The sequence below is a fragment of the Mesorhizobium sp. B2-4-3 genome (assembly GCF_006442815.1).
Lineage (GTDB): Bacteria > Pseudomonadota > Alphaproteobacteria > Rhizobiales > Rhizobiaceae > Mesorhizobium.
The window spans coordinates 47,007-63,562 of the sequence record NZ_VFVL01000021.1; the positions used below are offsets into that span (position 1 = coordinate 47,007).

Consider the following 16,556-nt stretch of genomic DNA (forward strand, 5'->3'; position numbering starts at 1 on the left):
TGGCTTCGACTCTATGAAGGCGATGACATCCTTTCGCTCATCATCTCGAAGGCCATGATGCTGGCCGACGACGCGCACATTGAGAACCAGTCGATCTTGGGCCAGATCGGCACCCGGCGGTAAGCCGCCTGTCGATAACGCCTACGCCTCGAAGACCGGTTGGGGGGCGCCCGGCTGGACGCAGCGCATTCAATTGCCCATGGTCGGGCGACTAGAGCATGATCCCGAAAAGTGGGAACCGGTTTTCGGAGAAAGATCATGCTCCAACAAAGAGCTAGGCCGTGATGGCGATTCAACGAAACGCCATCACGGTCTAGCCGGAATCGCGCCATGGACGTCGCCGTCTTCATTCTCGTCGTGCTCGCCTTCGTAACCGTTTCCGGTGCGCTGGTGCGGCTGGTGCGTGTGCCGCTGCCGGTGCTGCAGATCGCGATCGGCGCCGCCCTGGCCTGGCCGGCACGCGGCCTGCATGTCGAGATCGACCCCGAGCTTTTTCTCCTGGTGTTCATTCCGCCGTTGCTGTTCGGTGACGCGTTCTCGGCGCCGAAGCGCGAGCTGATCGCGCTGCGCAGCCCGATCCTCGACCTCGCCATCGGGCTCGTCTTCTTCACCATCGTCGGTTTCGGTTACGCCTTGCATTGGCTGGTGCCGAGCATCCCGCTGGTCGTCGCCTTTGCTCTGGCCGCCGTGCTGTCGCCGACCGACGCGGTCGCCGTGTCCTCGATCGTCGACCGCAATGTCGTCCCGGCGCGGCTGATGCACATATTGGAAGGCGAATCCCTGCTCAACGACGCCTCGGGCCTGGTGATGTTCCGCTTCACGGTCGCGGCGGCGCTGACCGGCAGCTTTTCGTTCGCCGCGGCATCCCTGAGCTTCCTCTTGGCTGTGGCGATCGGCATTCTCGCCGGCATCGCGGCGCTGTTCATCGCGGCGAAGTCGTTGCAGGTGCTCAGTCGCATCACCAGCACACCGGCCGAAGCGCAGGTGCTGGTCATGGTGCTGTTGCCCTTCGTCGCCTATCTGATCGCGGAGCATTTGAACGCGTCGGGCATTCTGGCGGCGGTCACCGCCGGCCTTCTGACAGGATACTCCGGCATCGTCCGCCACATGGCGGTCTCGGCGCGCATCCAGACGATCTCGCTCTGGTCGATGCTGATCTTCATGTTCAACGGCTCGCTGTTCATCCTGCTTGGCCTGCAGCTGCCCGACATCATCCGCAACGTGCCGCCGGAGCTGACGACCCGGCACTGGCTGTTCGAGCCGGCACTGACCGTCCTCTTGCTCACGCTCTGCCTGATCGGCCTGCGCTATGTCTGGATCTGGATCGGCGACATGGGCGCCGTGCTTGCCGCGCGGCTAGGCAAGCGCAAAGCCGAACCCTTTGGCTTTCGCGTCAGGCTCGCCGGCTCGATCGCCGGCGTGCGCGGCGCCGTCACCCTGGCCGGCATCCTGTCCCTGCCGCTCACCTTGCAGGACGGCTCGCCGTTTCCGGCCCGCGACCTCGTGATCTTCCTCGCCGCCGGCGTGATCATATGCTCGCTGGCGATCGCGAGCCTCACTCTGCCAAGGGTTTCGCGCGGTCTCGTCGAGCCTGGCGAGCATCCAGGTGTGGCCGAAGAGCGCCGCGCCCGCGTCGGCGCCGCCAGTGCGGCCATCGCTAGGATCGAAAGCCTGGCCAGCGACGGCAATGAAGGAGAGGCGGCGGACATGAAGCTTGCCATCGCCGAGAGCGTCGCATCCATCTACCGGCGGCGCATCTCGCTCTCCGACGGCGCCGACGAAGCGCGCGCCGAGGCTCGTGAATCCGGGCGGATCGAGTTCGAATTCAGGCTTGCCGGCATCGAGGCCGAGCGGGCCGAACTGCAGGCGATGCTTCGCCGTGGCGACATCAACGACCATACGGCGCGCAAGCTGTTCACCGAGATCACCTTCTCGGAAGCGATCCTCAAGGGCCGCGACCCGCGGGATTAGAACTGGACGGGTTTGTCTTGGCGCAAACCGGCCAGCAAATTTCGCGCCGCAAACGTGGCGGCCCGGAAACAACTGTGTTAATGCGCGGCGACCTCGCAGACCTCCGGCCCCAAGGGAAAGCAAGCCATGTCAAATGCCGCGGCAGCCTCCAGCAAATTCGAATCCTTCTTCGAGACCACGCTTGCCGATGCCGATCCGGAAATCTTCGGCGCCATCCGCAACGAGCTTGGCCGCCAGCGCCACGAGATCGAGCTGATCGCGTCGGAAAACATCGTGTCGCGCGCCGTGCTCGAAGCGCAGGGCTCGATCATGACCAACAAATATGCCGAGGGTTATCCGGGCAAGCGCTACTATGGCGGCTGCCAATTCGTCGACGTGGCCGAGGAACTGGCCATCGAGCGCGCGAAGAAGCTCTTTGGCTGTAACTTCGCCAACGTCCAGCCGAACTCGGGCAGCCAGATGAACCAGGCCGTGTTCCTGGCGCTGCTGCAGCCCGGCGACACCTTCATGGGCCTCGACCTGAATTCGGGCGGCCATCTCACCCACGGCTCGCCGGTCAACATGAGCGGCAAGTGGTTCAAGGTCATCTCCTACGGCGTGCGCAAGGACGATCACCTGCTCGACATGGACGCGATCGAGAAGACCGCGCACGAGACCAAGCCTAAGCTGATCCTGGCCGGCGGCACCGCCTATTCGCGCATCTGGGACTGGAAGCGTTTCCGCGAGATCGCCGATTCGATCGGCGCTTACCTCATGGTCGACATGGCGCATATCGCCGGCCTCGTCGCCGGCGGCGTGCATCCGTCGCCGTTGCCTCATGCCCATGTCGTGACCACGACGACCCACAAATCGCTGCGCGGTCCGCGCGGCGGCATGATCCTGTGCAACGACGAGGATATCGCCAAGAAGATGAATTCGGCGGTGTTTCCGGGCTTGCAGGGCGGCCCGCTGATGCATGTCATCGCCGCCAAGGCGGTGGCGCTCGGCGAGGCGCTGAAGCCGAGCTTCAAGGCCTATGCCGAAAGCATCGTCGCCAATGCCAAGGCGCTGGCGTCCAGCCTGCAGGAGACTGGCCTCGATATCGTCTCGGGCGGTACCGACAACCACCTGATGCTGGTCGACCTTCGGCCGAAGAACGCTACCGGCAAGCGCGCGGAAGCAGCGCTGGGCCGCGCCAACATCACCTGCAACAAGAACGGCATCCCGTTCGATCCGGAAAAGCCGTTCGTGACGTCGGGCGTACGCCTCGGCACGCCGGCCGGCACCACGCGCGGCTTCGGCCAGGCCGAATTCCGCGAGATCGGCAAGCTGATCGCCGAGGTGCTGGACGGGCTGAAGGTGGCGAATTCCGACGAAGGCAACGCGGCCGTCGAGGCCGCCGTCAAGGCCAAGGTCACGGCGCTGACCGACCGCTTCCCGCTCTACCCTTATCTCGGCTGATCGACGGTCGGTTGCCCCCTCGGTTGTCATCCGTCGGTTGACCGCGCGACCTACGTCATCTTTTATCCCTGCGCTTCGCGCCGCTCCTTGATTGGGCGGCGCGGCCTACCGGAGACCTGATGATGCGCACTTTCCGTCTTGCCACCCTGGCCCTGTCTGGCTCGCTGGCCGTTGTCGTCCTGTCCGGCGCGGTTGCGCAGGAGCAGGCGCAGCCCGGCTCCGATATGCCGGCCACCAATACCTTCGGCAAGTGGACCACCATCATCGACACGCTCGATACCGGGCAGGATGCGCACAAGACCTGCGCCGCCTCGACTGCATTCGTCGACGGCGACGGCAATGCCGGTTCCCTGACGCTGTCGATCTCGACCGGCGATGCGCTGCCGCCTGACGCGTATCCGGCCATCATGTTCATCATCGACAACGGGAACCTGCCGACCGGCGACAAGATCGCCGCGACCTTCGGCGATCCTGGCGTGAAGGTCGCCGCGACCGTGACCTCCAACGCCGCCGCGGGTGGTCGTCCCAGCTGGATGGTCGATAACCAGGCCAAGACCAGCCTCGCCTTGCTGCGCGCCATGCGCAAGGTCACCTCGCTCGATGTGACCTTCGGCAAACAGAAGGTCACCAGCATTCCGATGGACGGCTTCACCAAGGCCTATCGCAATCTCGGAACGTCCTGCGGTTTCTCGACCAAGGATGTCGCGCCCTGACGCTTGTCGACCGGCCGGGCAGGGGCGCTGGCAATCTTGCTTATGCCTCGCTATCTCTGAGGTATAAAAGGCTCTAAGCCTTTCGCCCACAGAGTGAGAAGACGCTTCCTTGAATCGCCCTCTCACTCTAAGATTTTGTTTTTGAAGCATGATCTTCTCCGAAAAGTCTGCAACTTTTCGGGATCACGCCTGAATCGCGAACCCAAGGCTTCCCATGCGCTGTCCCTATTGCCAGTCCGAAGATACGCAGGTGAAGGATTCGCGTCCCGCCGAGGATGGCGCGGCGATCCGCAGGCGGCGGGTGTGCCCCGATTGCGGCGGCCGTTTCACGACTTTCGAGCGCGTCCAACTGCGCGACCTCGTCGTCGTCAAGAAGTCCGGCCGCAAGGTGCCTTTCGACCGTGACAAGCTGCTGCGCTCCGTCGAGATCGCCGTGCGCAAGCGCAATGTCGACCCCGAGCGCATCGACCGCGCCGTCACCGGCATCGTGCGTCAGCTCGAAAGCTCCGGCGAAACCGAGGTGGCCTCGGGTGAGGTCGGCCGGCTGGTCATGGAGGCGCTGAAATCGCTGGATGACGTCGCCTATGTCCGCTTCGCCTCGGTCTATCGCAATTTCCGTGAGGCCAAGGATTTTCACGAGCTGCTGGGCGAACTGAAGGGTGACGAGGAAAAAACTGAAGAGGACGCCGGCTGATCATGGCGGGACCGCGACTGGACGAGGCCGCGCAGGCGGCGCTTGATCGCCGTTTCATGGCCGCGGCCATCAGGTTGTCGCGCCGCAATGCCGGCCGCACCTCCACCAATCCCTCCGTCGGCACCATCATCGTGCGCGACGACGGCGCTGGACCGATGATCGTCGGCACCGGCGTGACGGCCGTGGGCGGCCGGCCGCATGCCGAGACCGAAGCGCTGGCCGAGGCCGGCGAGCTCGCGCGTGGCGCCACCGCTTACGTCACCTTGGAGCCCTGCGCCCATCACGGCCGCACGCCGCCTTGCGCCAACGCGCTGGTCAATGCCGGCATCGCGCGCGTCGTCGGCGCGGCGAGCGATCCCGACCCGCGCGTCTCCGGCAAGGGCTACGCCATCCTGCGCGCCGCCGGTGTCGAGGTGGTGGAGAAAGTGCTGGCCGCCGAGGCCGCCGAGCAGATGGCCGGCTATCTGACTCGCTCTCTGAAGAAGCGCCCGGAAGTAACTCTGAAGCTTGCGCTTTCGAGCGACGGCAAGATCGGCCGCAAAGGCGCGGGCCAGGTCGCCATCACTGGCGAGATCGCACGGCGCGATGTCTATCTGATGCGCGCCGAGTCCGACGCCATCCTGGTCGGCATCGGCACCGCGCTGGAGGACGACCCGGCGCTGACCGTGCGCCTGCCGGGATTGGAGAACCGTTCGCCGGCGCGCATCATCCTCGATCGGCAGATCCGGCTGCCGGAGACTTCCAAGCTCATTTCCGGCGTCGATCGCGTGCCGCTCTATGTCGCCGCGTGCTTGGAGGCCGACCCGCACCGGCGGGCGGCGCTCGAACGCGCAGGCGTGCGCTTCATCGGCACCGAAACCCATGATGGCGTCGTCGCCTTGCCGGAATTGCTGGAAGACCTTGCCGCGCTTGGCATGGCAAGCGTTTTGGTCGAAGGCGGCGCCAGGGTGGCCAAGGCCTTCCTGGAGGAAGACCTGGTCGACCGCATTGTCCTGTTCCAGGGCCCGGACGCTATTGGCGAAGACGGTATTGCATCGCCCATCGACGCCGACCATATCCCGGTAGGTTTCCGCAAAATGCGTGACATGCGCTTCGGCGAGGACAGTTACGCCGAATGGGTAAGACCATGATCCCAGAAAGTGGGAACCGGTTTTTTGGATCAGATCACGGTCAAAACGAAAGACACTCTCTGATGTTTACGGGAATTGTCACCGATGTGGGCACCGTTGCCAGCGTGAAGCCGCTCGCCGAAGGCATCGGCCTGCGCATCGACACCGTTTACGACCCCGAGACCATCACCATCGGCGCCTCGATTTCCTGCGGCGGCGTCTGCCTCACGGTCACAGCGCTCCCGGAACATGGCTCCAACGCGCGCTGGTTCGAGGTCGAGGCCTGGGAGGAGGCGCTGAGGCTCACTACGGCATCCAGCTGGAAATCCGGCACCAGGATCAATCTCGAACGCGCGCTGAAGATCGGCGACGAGCTCGGCGGCCACATCGTCTCCGGCCATGTCGACGGCACCGCCGAAATCGTCGAGCGCAAGGACGAGGGCGATGCCGTTCGCTTCACGCTGGAGGCGCCGCGCCATCTTGCAAAATTCATCGCGCCCAAAGGTTCGGTCGCGCTCGACGGCACCTCGCTGACGGTCAACAAGGTCGAAGGCACCCGCTTCGACGTGCTTCTGATCCATCACTCGCTGAGCGTCACCACCTGGGGCGAACGCCAGGCCGGCGACCGCGTCAACATCGAGATCGACACCATGGCCCGCTACGCCGCGCGCCTGGCGGAGGCGGCGAAAGAGGGGCTTTGAAACAAGCTTTGAAGTTGCCGGCCACTGGCCGTACATTGTCTTCAGGAGATACGACGATGACGGTACATGCCCATCCACCTCGCAATCGCGCCCGTGGTGAACGCCTGGAAGCTCGCATCACTGCGGATCAGAAGAGCCTGATTGAGCGTGCTGCGGCGCTGCAAGGCCGCACCGTGACTGACTTCGTGCTGAGCAGCGTCCAAGAGGCTGCCCGCCGGGCCATCGAAGAGCACCAGCGCCTTGAACTATCTGTCCGCGATAGCAGGGCATTCGTAGATGCTCTACTTAATCCGGAACCAGTGAACGATCGCCTGCGCGATACGGTGCGTCGGTATCGCCAAGCCACTTGCATCTGAGGGTGACGGGCTCGATCGAGGCCTCTTTGCGAGTTGAGGTGCTCGGTTCGCAGCACGACAGAAACTCGTTCGAATGCGACGTAGAGCCACTTGATCGATATCTTCGAATGCAGGCCGGACAAGACGCTCGCAAGAACATTGCAGCACCGTTCGTGCTGGTCATGCCGGACGGTGCTATTGCAGGCTACTACACCCTCTCATCGACTGCGGTGAGTGTCGGCGAATGGCCTATTGAGACGGTCCGCAAGCTGCCGCGTTATCCGCTGATTCCGGCGACGCGGCTCGGCCGTCTGGCAGTCGATCGACGGCATCAGGGCAGGGGCTATGGCCGATACCTCCTGGCAGATGCCCTGCTTCGATCTCTCCGCAGTGAGATTGCTGCGTTTGCGGTAATCGTCAACGCAAAGGATGACAACGCGTGCCGGTTCTATGAGCGGGAAAGTTTTTTGCCATTTCCGGATCAGCCGATGAAACTATTTAGGCCGATGGCCGATATCGCGGAACTGTTCAGATGAGAAAGGGAACTCCAACGGAGAATGAGAATTCCAGGCTCAAAGAACGGCTGACCCGCGAAGCAATGGCCGATGTGGATGCCGGCCGTGTGGTGGATCATGAAGCCGTTCTTGTCTGGGCTGAAAGCCTGGGTACCGGCTGTCCGCTTCCACCGCCTCGGATAAAGATGCGATAGACCAGGCGGCACCCCCGCCAATCTTCCGCTTGCGATAAACCTGGCTTCGGCCTAAGTCACCGGCAACCCCCCGGAGACTTTTATGGCAGGCACATCCCAACACGGCAAAGCGTTCATTCGCCCGAAGGCGAAGGCGCATCTGCTCATTGTCGAAGCGCGCTTTCACGACGATCTCGCCGACGCGCTGCTCGAAGGTGCGACCGGCGCGCTCGACGAGGCTGGCGCCACCTATGACGTCGTCACGGTTCCTGGCTCGCTCGAAATACCTGCTGTCATCACCTTCGCGCTCGATGGCGCGGCCGAAGGCGGCACGCATTACGACGGTTTTGTCGCGCTAGGAACCGTCGTCCGCGGCGACACCTATCATTTCGACATCGTCGCCAATGAATCGAGCCGCGCGCTGATGGACCTTTCGGTGCAGGAGGCGATCGCGATCGGCAACGGCATTCTGACCACCGAGAACGACGCGCAGGCATGGGCGCGCGCGCGCAAGACCGAAGGCGACAAGGGCGGCTTCGCCGCGCGTGCGGCGCTGACCATGATCGCGCTCAAAGAGAAACTCGGAGCCCAATCGTGAGCGATCCCGCCTCGACCGGAGCGGTGCGCCACGCCAACAAGCGCGGCGCCGCCCGTCTTGCCGCCGTCCAGGCGCTCTATCAGATGGACGTGTCCGGCAGCGGCGTCTTCGAGATCACGGCCGAATACGAAACCTTCCGCCTCGGCAAGGAGGTCGATGGCGCGCTCTATCGCGAGGCCGACGCGCAATGGTTCCGCGCCATCCTGACCGGCGTCGTCGAGAACCAGAAGACCATCGATCCCGTCATCCGCCAGGCACTGACCGAGGATTGGCCGCTGTCGCGGCTGGATTCGACGCTGCGCGCCATTCTGCGCGCCGGCGTCTATGAATTGATGAAGCGCGAGGATGTGCCGGTGGCCGTCATCGTCTCCGAATATGTCGACATCGCCAAGGCGTTCTACGAGGAAGACGAGCCGAAGCTGGTCAACGCCGTCCTCGATCGCGTCTCGCGCCGGGTACGCGGCGAGGGGCGCGGCAAGGACGCTTCGTGACAGCCGCAACGGCCGCGGTCGCCGAGACCGGCAGGGAAGGACGTCGCACCGCGGTGCTGCTTGCCGCCGCGCAGGCGATCGTCGGTTCGGCCGCGCCGATCGCCATTTCGCTCGGCGCGCTTGCCGGTCAATATTTGCTCGGCCCGGACAAGTCGCTGGCGACGGCGCCGGTCACCGGCTTCAATCTTGGGGTGGCGCTCGGCGCCTTGCCGGCCGCCGCCATCATCCGCCGCCTCGGCCATCGCGGCGGCTTCATGATCGGCACGATCGTCACCGCGCTCGGCGGCCTGATCGCAACGCTCGCGCTCTATCAGGCGAGCTTCTGGCTGTTCGCCTTCGGCCTTTGCGTCATCGGTGTCGGCGGCGCCTTCGTCCAGCAGTTCCGCTTCGCCGCCGCGGACAACGCGCCGCCCGAATTCAAGGCGCGCGCCATCTCCTTTGTGCTGGCGGGCGGCATCATCACCGCCGTGCTCGGGCCGCAGATCGTCATCTACACACGCGAGTTGCTGGCTCCGGTGATGTTTGCCGGGTCCTTCGTCTCGATCCTGCCCTTGGCGGCGGTTGGTGCGCTCGTCTTGTCGTTCCTGCGGGTTTCCTCCCGCACGGACGCCGTCACTGAAACCACCGCAAGCGATGCCCGCCCACTGATCGAAATCGTCACCCAGCCGCGTTTCGTCGCCGCGTTGTTCTGCACCGTCGGCAGCTACGCGCTGATGAGCTTCGTCATGACCGGCGCGCCGCTCGCCATGGTCGGCTGCGGCCTGTCGGAAGACAATGCCACGCTTGGCATTTCCTGGCACGTCATGGCCATGTTCGGGCCGAGCTTCTTCACCGGTTCGCTGATCCATCGCTTCGGCGCCGAGCGCATCGTCGCCACTGGCCTTGTCCTTCTGATCGGCTGCGGCGCCGTGGCGCTTTCCGGCTTGGCGCTGTGGCAGTTCTGGACGGCGCTGATCCTGCTCGGGCTGGGCTGGAATTTCGGTTTCATCGGCGCCACGTCGATGGTCGCCGCCAGCTATCGGCCTTCCGAGAAGAGCAAGGTCCAGGGTTTCCACGACTTTGTTCTGTTCGGCTCCGTTGCCTTTTCCTCGCTGATGTCGGGTGCGATCTACAATGCGTGGGGTTGGACCATGCTGAACTGGATCGTCTTCCCGGTCGTCGCGCTCTGCTTCCTGGCGCTTGGCACGCTCAAGCTGCGGGGCTTGCGTGCCGCCAACTGACATTACGCTGTCGGGACCTGGCCGGAGATCGGCCTCGCGCGGGGAACAAAAATATTGCGCTGATCCCCCCAGTTATGAAACCGTATACCCCGACTGGCCGTTATAGCCGTGTTCATATGCGGTCACCGGGTTCTCGGTTCATAGCAAGGGATTTTCACAATGTTTTCAATCGGAAAGCTCGCCGTAGCGGCCATCGCGCTCGGCCTTGCCACCGCCTCGGCCAACGCCCAGGTGGTCGTCTCCTCGAAGATCGACACGGAAGGCGGGGTGCTGGGCAACATCATCCAGCTCGTGCTCAACGCCAACAACATCAAGACGACCGACCGCATCCAGCTTGGTGCGACGCCGGTGGTGCGCAAGGCGATCACCGCCGGCGAGATCGACATCTATCCCGAATACACCGGCAATGCCGCCTTCTTCTTCCAGAAGGCCGATGATCCGGTCTGGAAGGACGCCGCCAAGGCTTACGAAACCGCCAAGAAGCTGGACTACGATGCCAACAAGATCGTCTGGCTGTCGCCGTCGCCGGCCAACAACACCTGGGCGATCGCGCTGCGCAAGGAAGTGGCCGACGAGAACAAGCTCGTCACGCTTTCGGACTTCGGCAAATACGTCGCGGGCGGCGGCAAGGTGGTGCTCGCGGCTTCGTCCGAGTTCGTCAATTCGGCCGCCGCGCTTCCGGCCTTCCAGACGACCTACGGCTTCACGTTGAAGCCCGATCAGCTGATCACGCTCTCCGGTGGCGATACCGCGGCGACCATCGCAGCCGCCGCCAACCAGACCAACGGCGCCAACGCCGCCATGGTCTATGGTACCGATGGCGGCATCCAGCCTTCAGGCCTCGTCGTGCTCGAGGACGACAAGGCTGTGCAGCCCGTCTATCAGCCCGCGCCCATCATCCGCGAGGAGGTCCTGAAGCAACACCCCGAAATCGAGGCGCTGCTGAAGCCGGTTTTCGCCAAGCTCGATCTCGTCACGCTGCAGGAGCTCAACGGCCGCGTGCAGCTGGGCGGTGAGCCCGCCAAGGGCGTGGCGGAGGACTTTTTGAAGAAGAACGGGTTTCTGAAGTAGCAGCAGGCGCGTCGAAGAAACGCGACGCCGGTGCGAGGCGCCCCCCTCTGTCCTGCCGGACATCTCCCCCACAAGGGGGGAGATTGGCAGCTTCGTCGCCGGCGCTCTTCTTGCCACGTTGGGGATTGGCGAAAGCCTGGGCGACATCTGATCTCCCCCCAAGTGGGGGAGATGTCCGGCAGGACAGAGGGGGGCGCCTCGCGCAAACGCTCCTCATGACCCTCCGTTTCGACAAGCTCGGCGTCGTGATCGCGGCGATCGTGGCCTATGCCGCGTTCCTCGCACCGTTCGCCACCTTTCGCGCCAACCGCATCGTGCCCGGACAGGCGCGCCCGATCCTCGAAGCGCTGCCGCCGACGCTTGGTATGTTGTTGCTCGCCATCGTCATTGTTGGTGGCATCATTGCCTTGCTCAGGACGCCGCTGATCCTCAGGCTGGCCGCCAGCATCGTGGCGCTGGCCGCACTCGCGGTCCTCATCGGTGTCGCCGGCAGTTTCCTGACACCGGCCGGCAACACCTTCGCCCGCGTCGCCCCAGCGTCCGGTTTCTGGCTGCTGATCTTTGCCTTCACTCTGCTCCTCGCCGATGTGCTGACCAGGCTGAACCTTTCGCCCTGGTCACGCGTAGGGGTTCTGATCATTGCCGCTTTAGCCATCGCCGTGCTGCTCATCTCGGGAAGCTGGGACAGCCTTTCCATCCTCAAGGAATACGCCGGCCGCGCCGACAGTTTCTGGGCCGAGGCTTCCAAGCACGTCACGCTGGCGCTTGGCTCGCTGGCCGGTGCGGTAGTGGTCGGGATACCGCTCGGCATCCTTTGCCACCGCGTCGACAAACTGCGGGCAGGCGTCCTCAATGTGCTCAACATCATCCAGACCATTCCGTCGATCGCGCTCTTTGGCCTTCTGATCGCGCCGCTCGGCTGGGTCGCCCTGCACGTGCCGGGTGCCGCCGCGGTCGGCATCAGGGGCATCGGTACCGCGCCGGCTTTTGTCGCCCTCTTCCTCTATTCGCTGCTGCCGGTGGTGGCCAACACCGTGGTCGGACTCGCCGGCGTGCCACGCGCCGCCAACGACGCCGCGCGCGGCATGGGCATGACCGATCGCCAGCGCCTGTTCGATGTCGAGTTCCCGCTCGCCTTTCCGGTGATCCTGACCGGCATTCGTATCGTGCTGGTGCAGAATATCGGCCTCGCCACCATCGCCGCGCTGATCGGCGGCGGCGGCTTCGGCGTGTTTGTTTTCCAGGGTGTCGGCCAGACGGCGATGGACCTCGTGCTGCTCGGCGCGCTGCCGACCGTGGCGCTGGCCTTTGCCGCGGCCATCATCCTCGACGCGGTCATCGAAATGGCCGCCACCAGGCGCAGGGCAGTTGAAACGGCATGATCGAGATCGAAGGCATCACCAAGCGCTATGACCAGACGACGGTGGTCGACAATGTTTCGATGATCGTCGAACCCCGAACCATCGCCACCATTGTCGGCACATCAGGGTCCGGCAAGACGACGCTGCTCAGGATGATCAACCGGCTGGTCGAGCCGACCTCGGGCGTCATCAAGCTCGACGGCGCCGACAACCGCTCCGTGCCCGGTTATCAGCTGCGCCGCAGCATCGGCTACGCCATCCAGGGGCACGGCCTGTTTCCGCATCGCACGGTGGCGCAGAACATCGCCACCGTGCCGCTGCTGCTCGGCTGGGACAGGGATCGCATCAAGGCGCGTGTCGACGAGCTGATGACACTCTACCAGCTCGACCCCCAGGCCTATGGACCGCGCTACCCGCACGAGCTTTCCGGCGGCCAGCAGCAGCGCGTCGGCGTCGCCCGCGCTTTAGCCGCCGAGCCCAACGTGCTTTTGATGGATGAGCCCTTCGGCGCGCTCGACCCGATCATCCGCACCAAGGCGCAAGAGGATTTGCTTGCGATCCAGAAGCGTTTCGGCACCACCATCATCCTCGTTACCCACGACATGGAAGAGGCTGTGCATCTGGGCGACAAGATTGCCGTGATGGATGCTGGCAAGCTGGTGCAATACGCCAAGCCGGCTGAAATCCTGGCGAGGCCAGCTAGCGATTTCGTCGAGACACTGGTCGGCGCCAGCGAAAGGCCGTTCCGGCTGCTGTCGCTGGGACCTGTGCGCGATGCCGTGGAGCCGGGCGGCGCCGAAGGCGAGGCGATCCCAGGCGAGGCCACGCAGCGCGACGCGCTGGCCGAGCTGTTGTGGTCGGGCCGCCCCGCGCTGCCGGTGAAGGACGCCGACGGCAGGCTCATTGGTCGCGTCACCGTCGAAGGCTTGGTGAAACGCGCGGCGAGGCCGCAATGAAAGCCTGGCTGCCCGCGATGCTGAGGCTGGCCGTCCTGTTGCTACTGGTGGTCTTCATCACCAGCCCCAACTGGTTCGAGCCGCTGCTGAAGCCCCTGACCGAGAATGGCGCGCCGGCGATCTACAACCAGGGTAGCCTGCTGACGCTGACCCTGCAGCATCTGCGGATCGTCCTGGTCGCGACGGTGGCCGCGACGGTCGTCGCGGTGGCGCTCGCCATCCTGGTCACCAGGCCGGCCGGCGCCGAGTTCCTGCCCTTGTCGCGCAGCCTGGTCAATATCGGCCAGACCTTTCCGCCGGTTGCGGTGCTCGCGCTTGCCGTGCCGGCCGTCGGTTTCGGCGAGAAGCCGACGCTGATCGCGCTCTTCCTCTACGGATTGCTGCCGATCTTCGAAAACGCGCTGACGGCGCTTACCACGTTGCCCGGCAACGTCATGGAAGCGGCGCGTGGCGCCGGCATGACCGGTTGGCAAAGGCTGATGAAGGTCGAGCTGCCGCTGAGCGCCCCGGTGATCCTCGGCGGCATCCGGCTCTCGGTCGTCATCAGCCTCGCCACCGCGACCATCGGCTCGACCGTTGCCGCCAAGACGCTCGGCGAGGTGATCATCGCCGGCCTGATCTCGAACAACCTTGCCTTCGTGCTGCAGGGCGGCCTGATCGTCGCCGCGCTTGCGGTCCTGATCTATGACGGCCTGTCGGCGGTTGAGCGCTACGCCGCGCGGCGCATGGGGCAGGGGGCGGAATAAACGCTACGTCTGCGGATTGGCGAATGTGCCCCTGCGTCATTTCAATCGATCTAATTCCAAGCCCGCACTGGCACAACAATTCCTGCCCTCTTCTTTTGGGCGAAAGCCGGGCAAAAACCGAACAATATCTTGACGTTCCAAGCCTTGTTTCGCATACACCCCAGCCAAGGGGTGGATTCCGTGCGCGGGGTCCATCTCCGTTCCAACGGCCCAGGGAGGGGTTCTTTTGGGCCAACAATCGAGGAAAATCCGGCAATGACCATCATTACCGCCGTCATCGCCTGCGGCTTGCTGTCAGTTCTGTACGCCATCTGGGCGACACGTTCGGTCCTTGCGTCCGATCAGGGCAATCAGCGCATGCAGGAAATCTCCGCCGCCATCCGCGAAGGCGCCCAGGCCTATCTGGCGCGCCAGTACACGACCATCGCGGTCGTCGGTATCGTCGTTCTCCTGCTTGCCTGGTGGCTGCTTTCGATCACCGCCGCTATCGGCTTCCTGATCGGCGCGGTGCTCTCGGGCGCCGCCGGCTTCATCGGCATGCATGTTTCGGTGCGCGCCAATGTGCGGACTGCGCAAGCCGCTTCGAACAGCCTTGCCGCCGGCCTCGACATTGCCTTCAAGTCGGGCGCCATCACCGGCATGCTGGTGGCGGGTCTGGCGCTGCTCGGCGTCTCGATCTACTACGCCATATTGACCGGCCCGATGGGCCTGCAGCCGAATGACCGCGTCGTCATCGACTCGCTGGTTTCGCTCGGCTTCGGCGCTTCGCTGATCTCGATCTTCGCCCGCCTCGGCGGCGGCATCTTCACCAAGGGTGCGGACGTAGGCGGCGACCTCGTCGGCAAGGTCGAGGCCGGCATTCCGGAAGACGATCCGCGCAACCCGGCCACCATCGCCGACAATGTCGGCGACAATGTCGGCGACTGTGCCGGCATGGCCGCCGACCTGTTCGAGACCTATGCGGTGACCGTCGTCGCCACCATGGTGCTCGCCGCCATCTTCTTCGGTGGTACCGCCGTGCTGGGTGCGTCGATGCTCTATCCGCTCGCCATCTGCGGCGCCTGCATCCTGACCTCGATCGTCGGCACCTTCTTCGTCAAGCTGGGTTCCAACGGCTCGATCATGGGCGCCCTCTACAAGGGCCTGATCGTCACCGGGCTGTTGTCGATCGTCGGTCTCGCCATCGCCACTTCGGTAACCGTCGGCTGGGGCGAGGTCGGCAATGTCGCCGGCATCGCCATCACCGGCAAGAACCTGTTCATCTGCGGCCTGATCGGCTTGGCTGTGACCGGCCTCATCGTGGTGATCACCGAATACTATACCGGCACCAACAAGCGCCCGGTGAACTCGATCGCCCAGGCTTCCGTGACCGGCCATGGCACCAACGTCATCCAGGGCCTCGCGGTCTCGCTGGAATCGACCGCGCTGCCGGCCATCGTCATCGTCGGCGGCATCATCGCCACCTACCAGCTCGGCGGCCTCTTCGGCACCGCGATCGCCGTCACCACCATGCTCGGCCTTGCCGGCATGATCGTGGCGCTCGACGCCTTCGGCCCTGTCACCGACAACGCCGGCGGCATTGCCGAAATGGCCGGCCTGCCCAAGGAGGTGCGCCACTCCACCGACGCGCTCGATGCTGTCGGCAACACCACCAAGGCCGTCACCAAGGGCTATGCCATCGGCTCCGCCGGCCTCGGCGCGCTGGTGCTGTTCGCGGCCTATTCGAACGACCTGAAGTTCTTTGCCGCCAATGGCGACAAGTATCCTTACTTCCAGGGCATGGGCGAGGTCTCCTTCGACCTCTCCAATCCGTATGTCGTCGCCGGCCTCATCTTCGGCGGCCTGATCCCCTACCTCTTCGGCGGCATCGCGATGACCGCCGTCGGCCGCGCCGCGGGCTCCATCGTCGAGGAAGTGCGCAAGCAGTTCCGCGAGGACAAGGGCATCATGGCCGGCACCTCGAAGCCGAACTACGCGCGCGCCGTCGACATCCTGACCAGGGCGGCGATCCGGGAAATGATCATCCCGTCGCTGCTGCCGGTGCTGGCGCCGCTCGTCGTCTATTTCGGCGTGCTGCTGATCTCGGGCTCCAAGGCCTCGGCCTTCGCGGCGCTCGGCGCCTCGCTGCTCGGCGTCATCGTCAACGGCCTCTTCGTCGCCATCTCGATGACCTCAGGCGGCGGCGCCTGGGACAACGCCAAGAAGTCGTTCGAGGACGGCTTCACCGACAAGGACGGCGTCAAGCACCTGAAGGGCTCCGAGGCGCACAAGGCATCGGTCACCGGCGACACCGTCGGCGATCCCTACAAGGACACCGCCGGCCCGGCCGTCAACCCGGCGATCAAGATCACCAACATCGTCGCGCTGCTTCTGCTCGCCGTGCTCGCGCACGGCTGATTGCAGCTATTCCAGTACAAAGCCCGCGGGAGCGATCCTGCGGGCTTTCTGTTTCGGCATGACAT

Annotated in this window: 16 protein-coding genes; all 16 read left to right on the plus strand. The window is 64.5% G+C overall.

Going from position 1 to position 16,556, the window contains the following annotated elements; translation table 11 throughout:
- Positions 1-330: 330 nt before the first annotated feature.
- The 16 genes from FJ956_RS19570 to FJ956_RS19655 all read left to right on the plus strand — a co-directional run bounded on the left by FJ956_RS19570 (position 331) and on the right by FJ956_RS19655 (position 16,491).
- Entirely contained in the window at positions 331-1,971 is a 1,641-nt protein-coding gene (locus FJ956_RS19570; protein ID WP_140681967.1) for a Na+/H+ antiporter, read from the plus strand.
- Between the two features lie 126 nt (positions 1,972-2,097).
- Entirely contained in the window at positions 2,098-3,411 is a 1,314-nt protein-coding gene (gene glyA / locus FJ956_RS19575) for a serine hydroxymethyltransferase (RefSeq protein WP_140681969.1), read from the plus strand.
- A 119-nt stretch (positions 3,412-3,530) separates the two neighbouring features.
- Positions 3,531-4,124, plus strand: coding sequence for a hypothetical protein (locus FJ956_RS19580; protein ID WP_246672179.1), 594 nt, complete (start codon positions 3,531-3,533; stop codon positions 4,122-4,124).
- A gap of 214 nt (positions 4,125-4,338) precedes the next feature.
- A complete protein-coding gene (nrdR, locus tag FJ956_RS19585; protein WP_140541281.1) occupies positions 4,339-4,818 on the plus strand; it encodes a transcriptional regulator NrdR in 480 nt (159 codons plus the stop codon).
- A 2-nt stretch (positions 4,819-4,820) separates the two neighbouring features.
- Positions 4,821-5,948: a bifunctional diaminohydroxyphosphoribosylaminopyrimidine deaminase/5-amino-6-(5-phosphoribosylamino)uracil reductase RibD gene (gene ribD, locus FJ956_RS19590; protein ID WP_181170328.1), complete on the plus strand. Its 1,128-nt coding sequence runs from the start codon at positions 4,821-4,823 to the stop codon at positions 5,946-5,948.
- A gap of 62 nt (positions 5,949-6,010) precedes the next feature.
- Positions 6,011-6,628, plus strand: coding sequence for a riboflavin synthase (locus FJ956_RS19595; RefSeq protein ID WP_140681971.1), 618 nt, complete (start codon positions 6,011-6,013; stop codon positions 6,626-6,628).
- 56 nt (positions 6,629-6,684) lie between these two features.
- Positions 6,685-6,984, plus strand: a complete 300-nt coding sequence (locus FJ956_RS19600) for a DUF1778 domain-containing protein (RefSeq protein ID WP_140681973.1) — start codon at positions 6,685-6,687, stop codon at positions 6,982-6,984.
- Positions 6,985-6,986: 2 nt separating this feature from the next.
- Positions 6,987-7,499, plus strand: coding sequence for a GNAT family N-acetyltransferase (locus FJ956_RS19605; RefSeq protein WP_140681975.1), 513 nt, complete (start codon positions 6,987-6,989; stop codon positions 7,497-7,499).
- A 255-nt stretch (positions 7,500-7,754) separates the two neighbouring features.
- Entirely contained in the window at positions 7,755-8,249 is a 495-nt protein-coding gene (gene ribH, locus FJ956_RS19615) for a 6,7-dimethyl-8-ribityllumazine synthase (RefSeq protein WP_140681977.1), read from the plus strand.
- Complete coding sequence (gene nusB / locus FJ956_RS19620) at positions 8,246-8,740, plus strand: transcription antitermination factor NusB (RefSeq protein ID WP_140681979.1); 495 nt, start codon at positions 8,246-8,248, stop codon at positions 8,738-8,740. Before ribH ends, nusB begins: the two co-directional genes overlap by 4 nt.
- Positions 8,737-9,960 (plus strand): MFS transporter, encoded by a 1,224-nt coding sequence (locus FJ956_RS19625; protein WP_140681981.1) that lies wholly within the window; start codon positions 8,737-8,739, stop codon positions 9,958-9,960. Before nusB ends, FJ956_RS19625 begins: the two co-directional genes overlap by 4 nt.
- A gap of 159 nt (positions 9,961-10,119) precedes the next feature.
- Positions 10,120-11,031, plus strand: coding sequence for an ABC transporter substrate-binding protein (locus tag FJ956_RS19630; protein ID WP_140681983.1), 912 nt, complete (start codon positions 10,120-10,122; stop codon positions 11,029-11,031).
- Positions 11,032-11,246: 215 nt separating this feature from the next.
- Complete coding sequence (locus FJ956_RS19640; protein ID WP_140682526.1) at positions 11,247-12,413, plus strand: ABC transporter permease; 1,167 nt, start codon at positions 11,247-11,249, stop codon at positions 12,411-12,413.
- Positions 12,410-13,348, plus strand: a complete 939-nt coding sequence (locus tag FJ956_RS19645) for an ABC transporter ATP-binding protein (RefSeq protein WP_140682529.1) — start codon at positions 12,410-12,412, stop codon at positions 13,346-13,348. The genes FJ956_RS19640 and FJ956_RS19645 overlap by 4 nt, the downstream gene beginning before the upstream one ends.
- On the plus strand, positions 13,345-14,094 hold the full coding sequence (locus FJ956_RS19650) for an ABC transporter permease (RefSeq protein ID WP_140682532.1): 750 nt from the start codon (positions 13,345-13,347) through the stop codon (positions 14,092-14,094). The genes FJ956_RS19645 and FJ956_RS19650 overlap by 4 nt, the downstream gene beginning before the upstream one ends.
- A 255-nt stretch (positions 14,095-14,349) precedes the next feature.
- Entirely contained in the window at positions 14,350-16,491 is a 2,142-nt protein-coding gene (locus FJ956_RS19655) for a sodium-translocating pyrophosphatase (RefSeq protein ID WP_140682535.1), read from the plus strand.
- Positions 16,492-16,556: the final 65 nt, after the last annotated feature.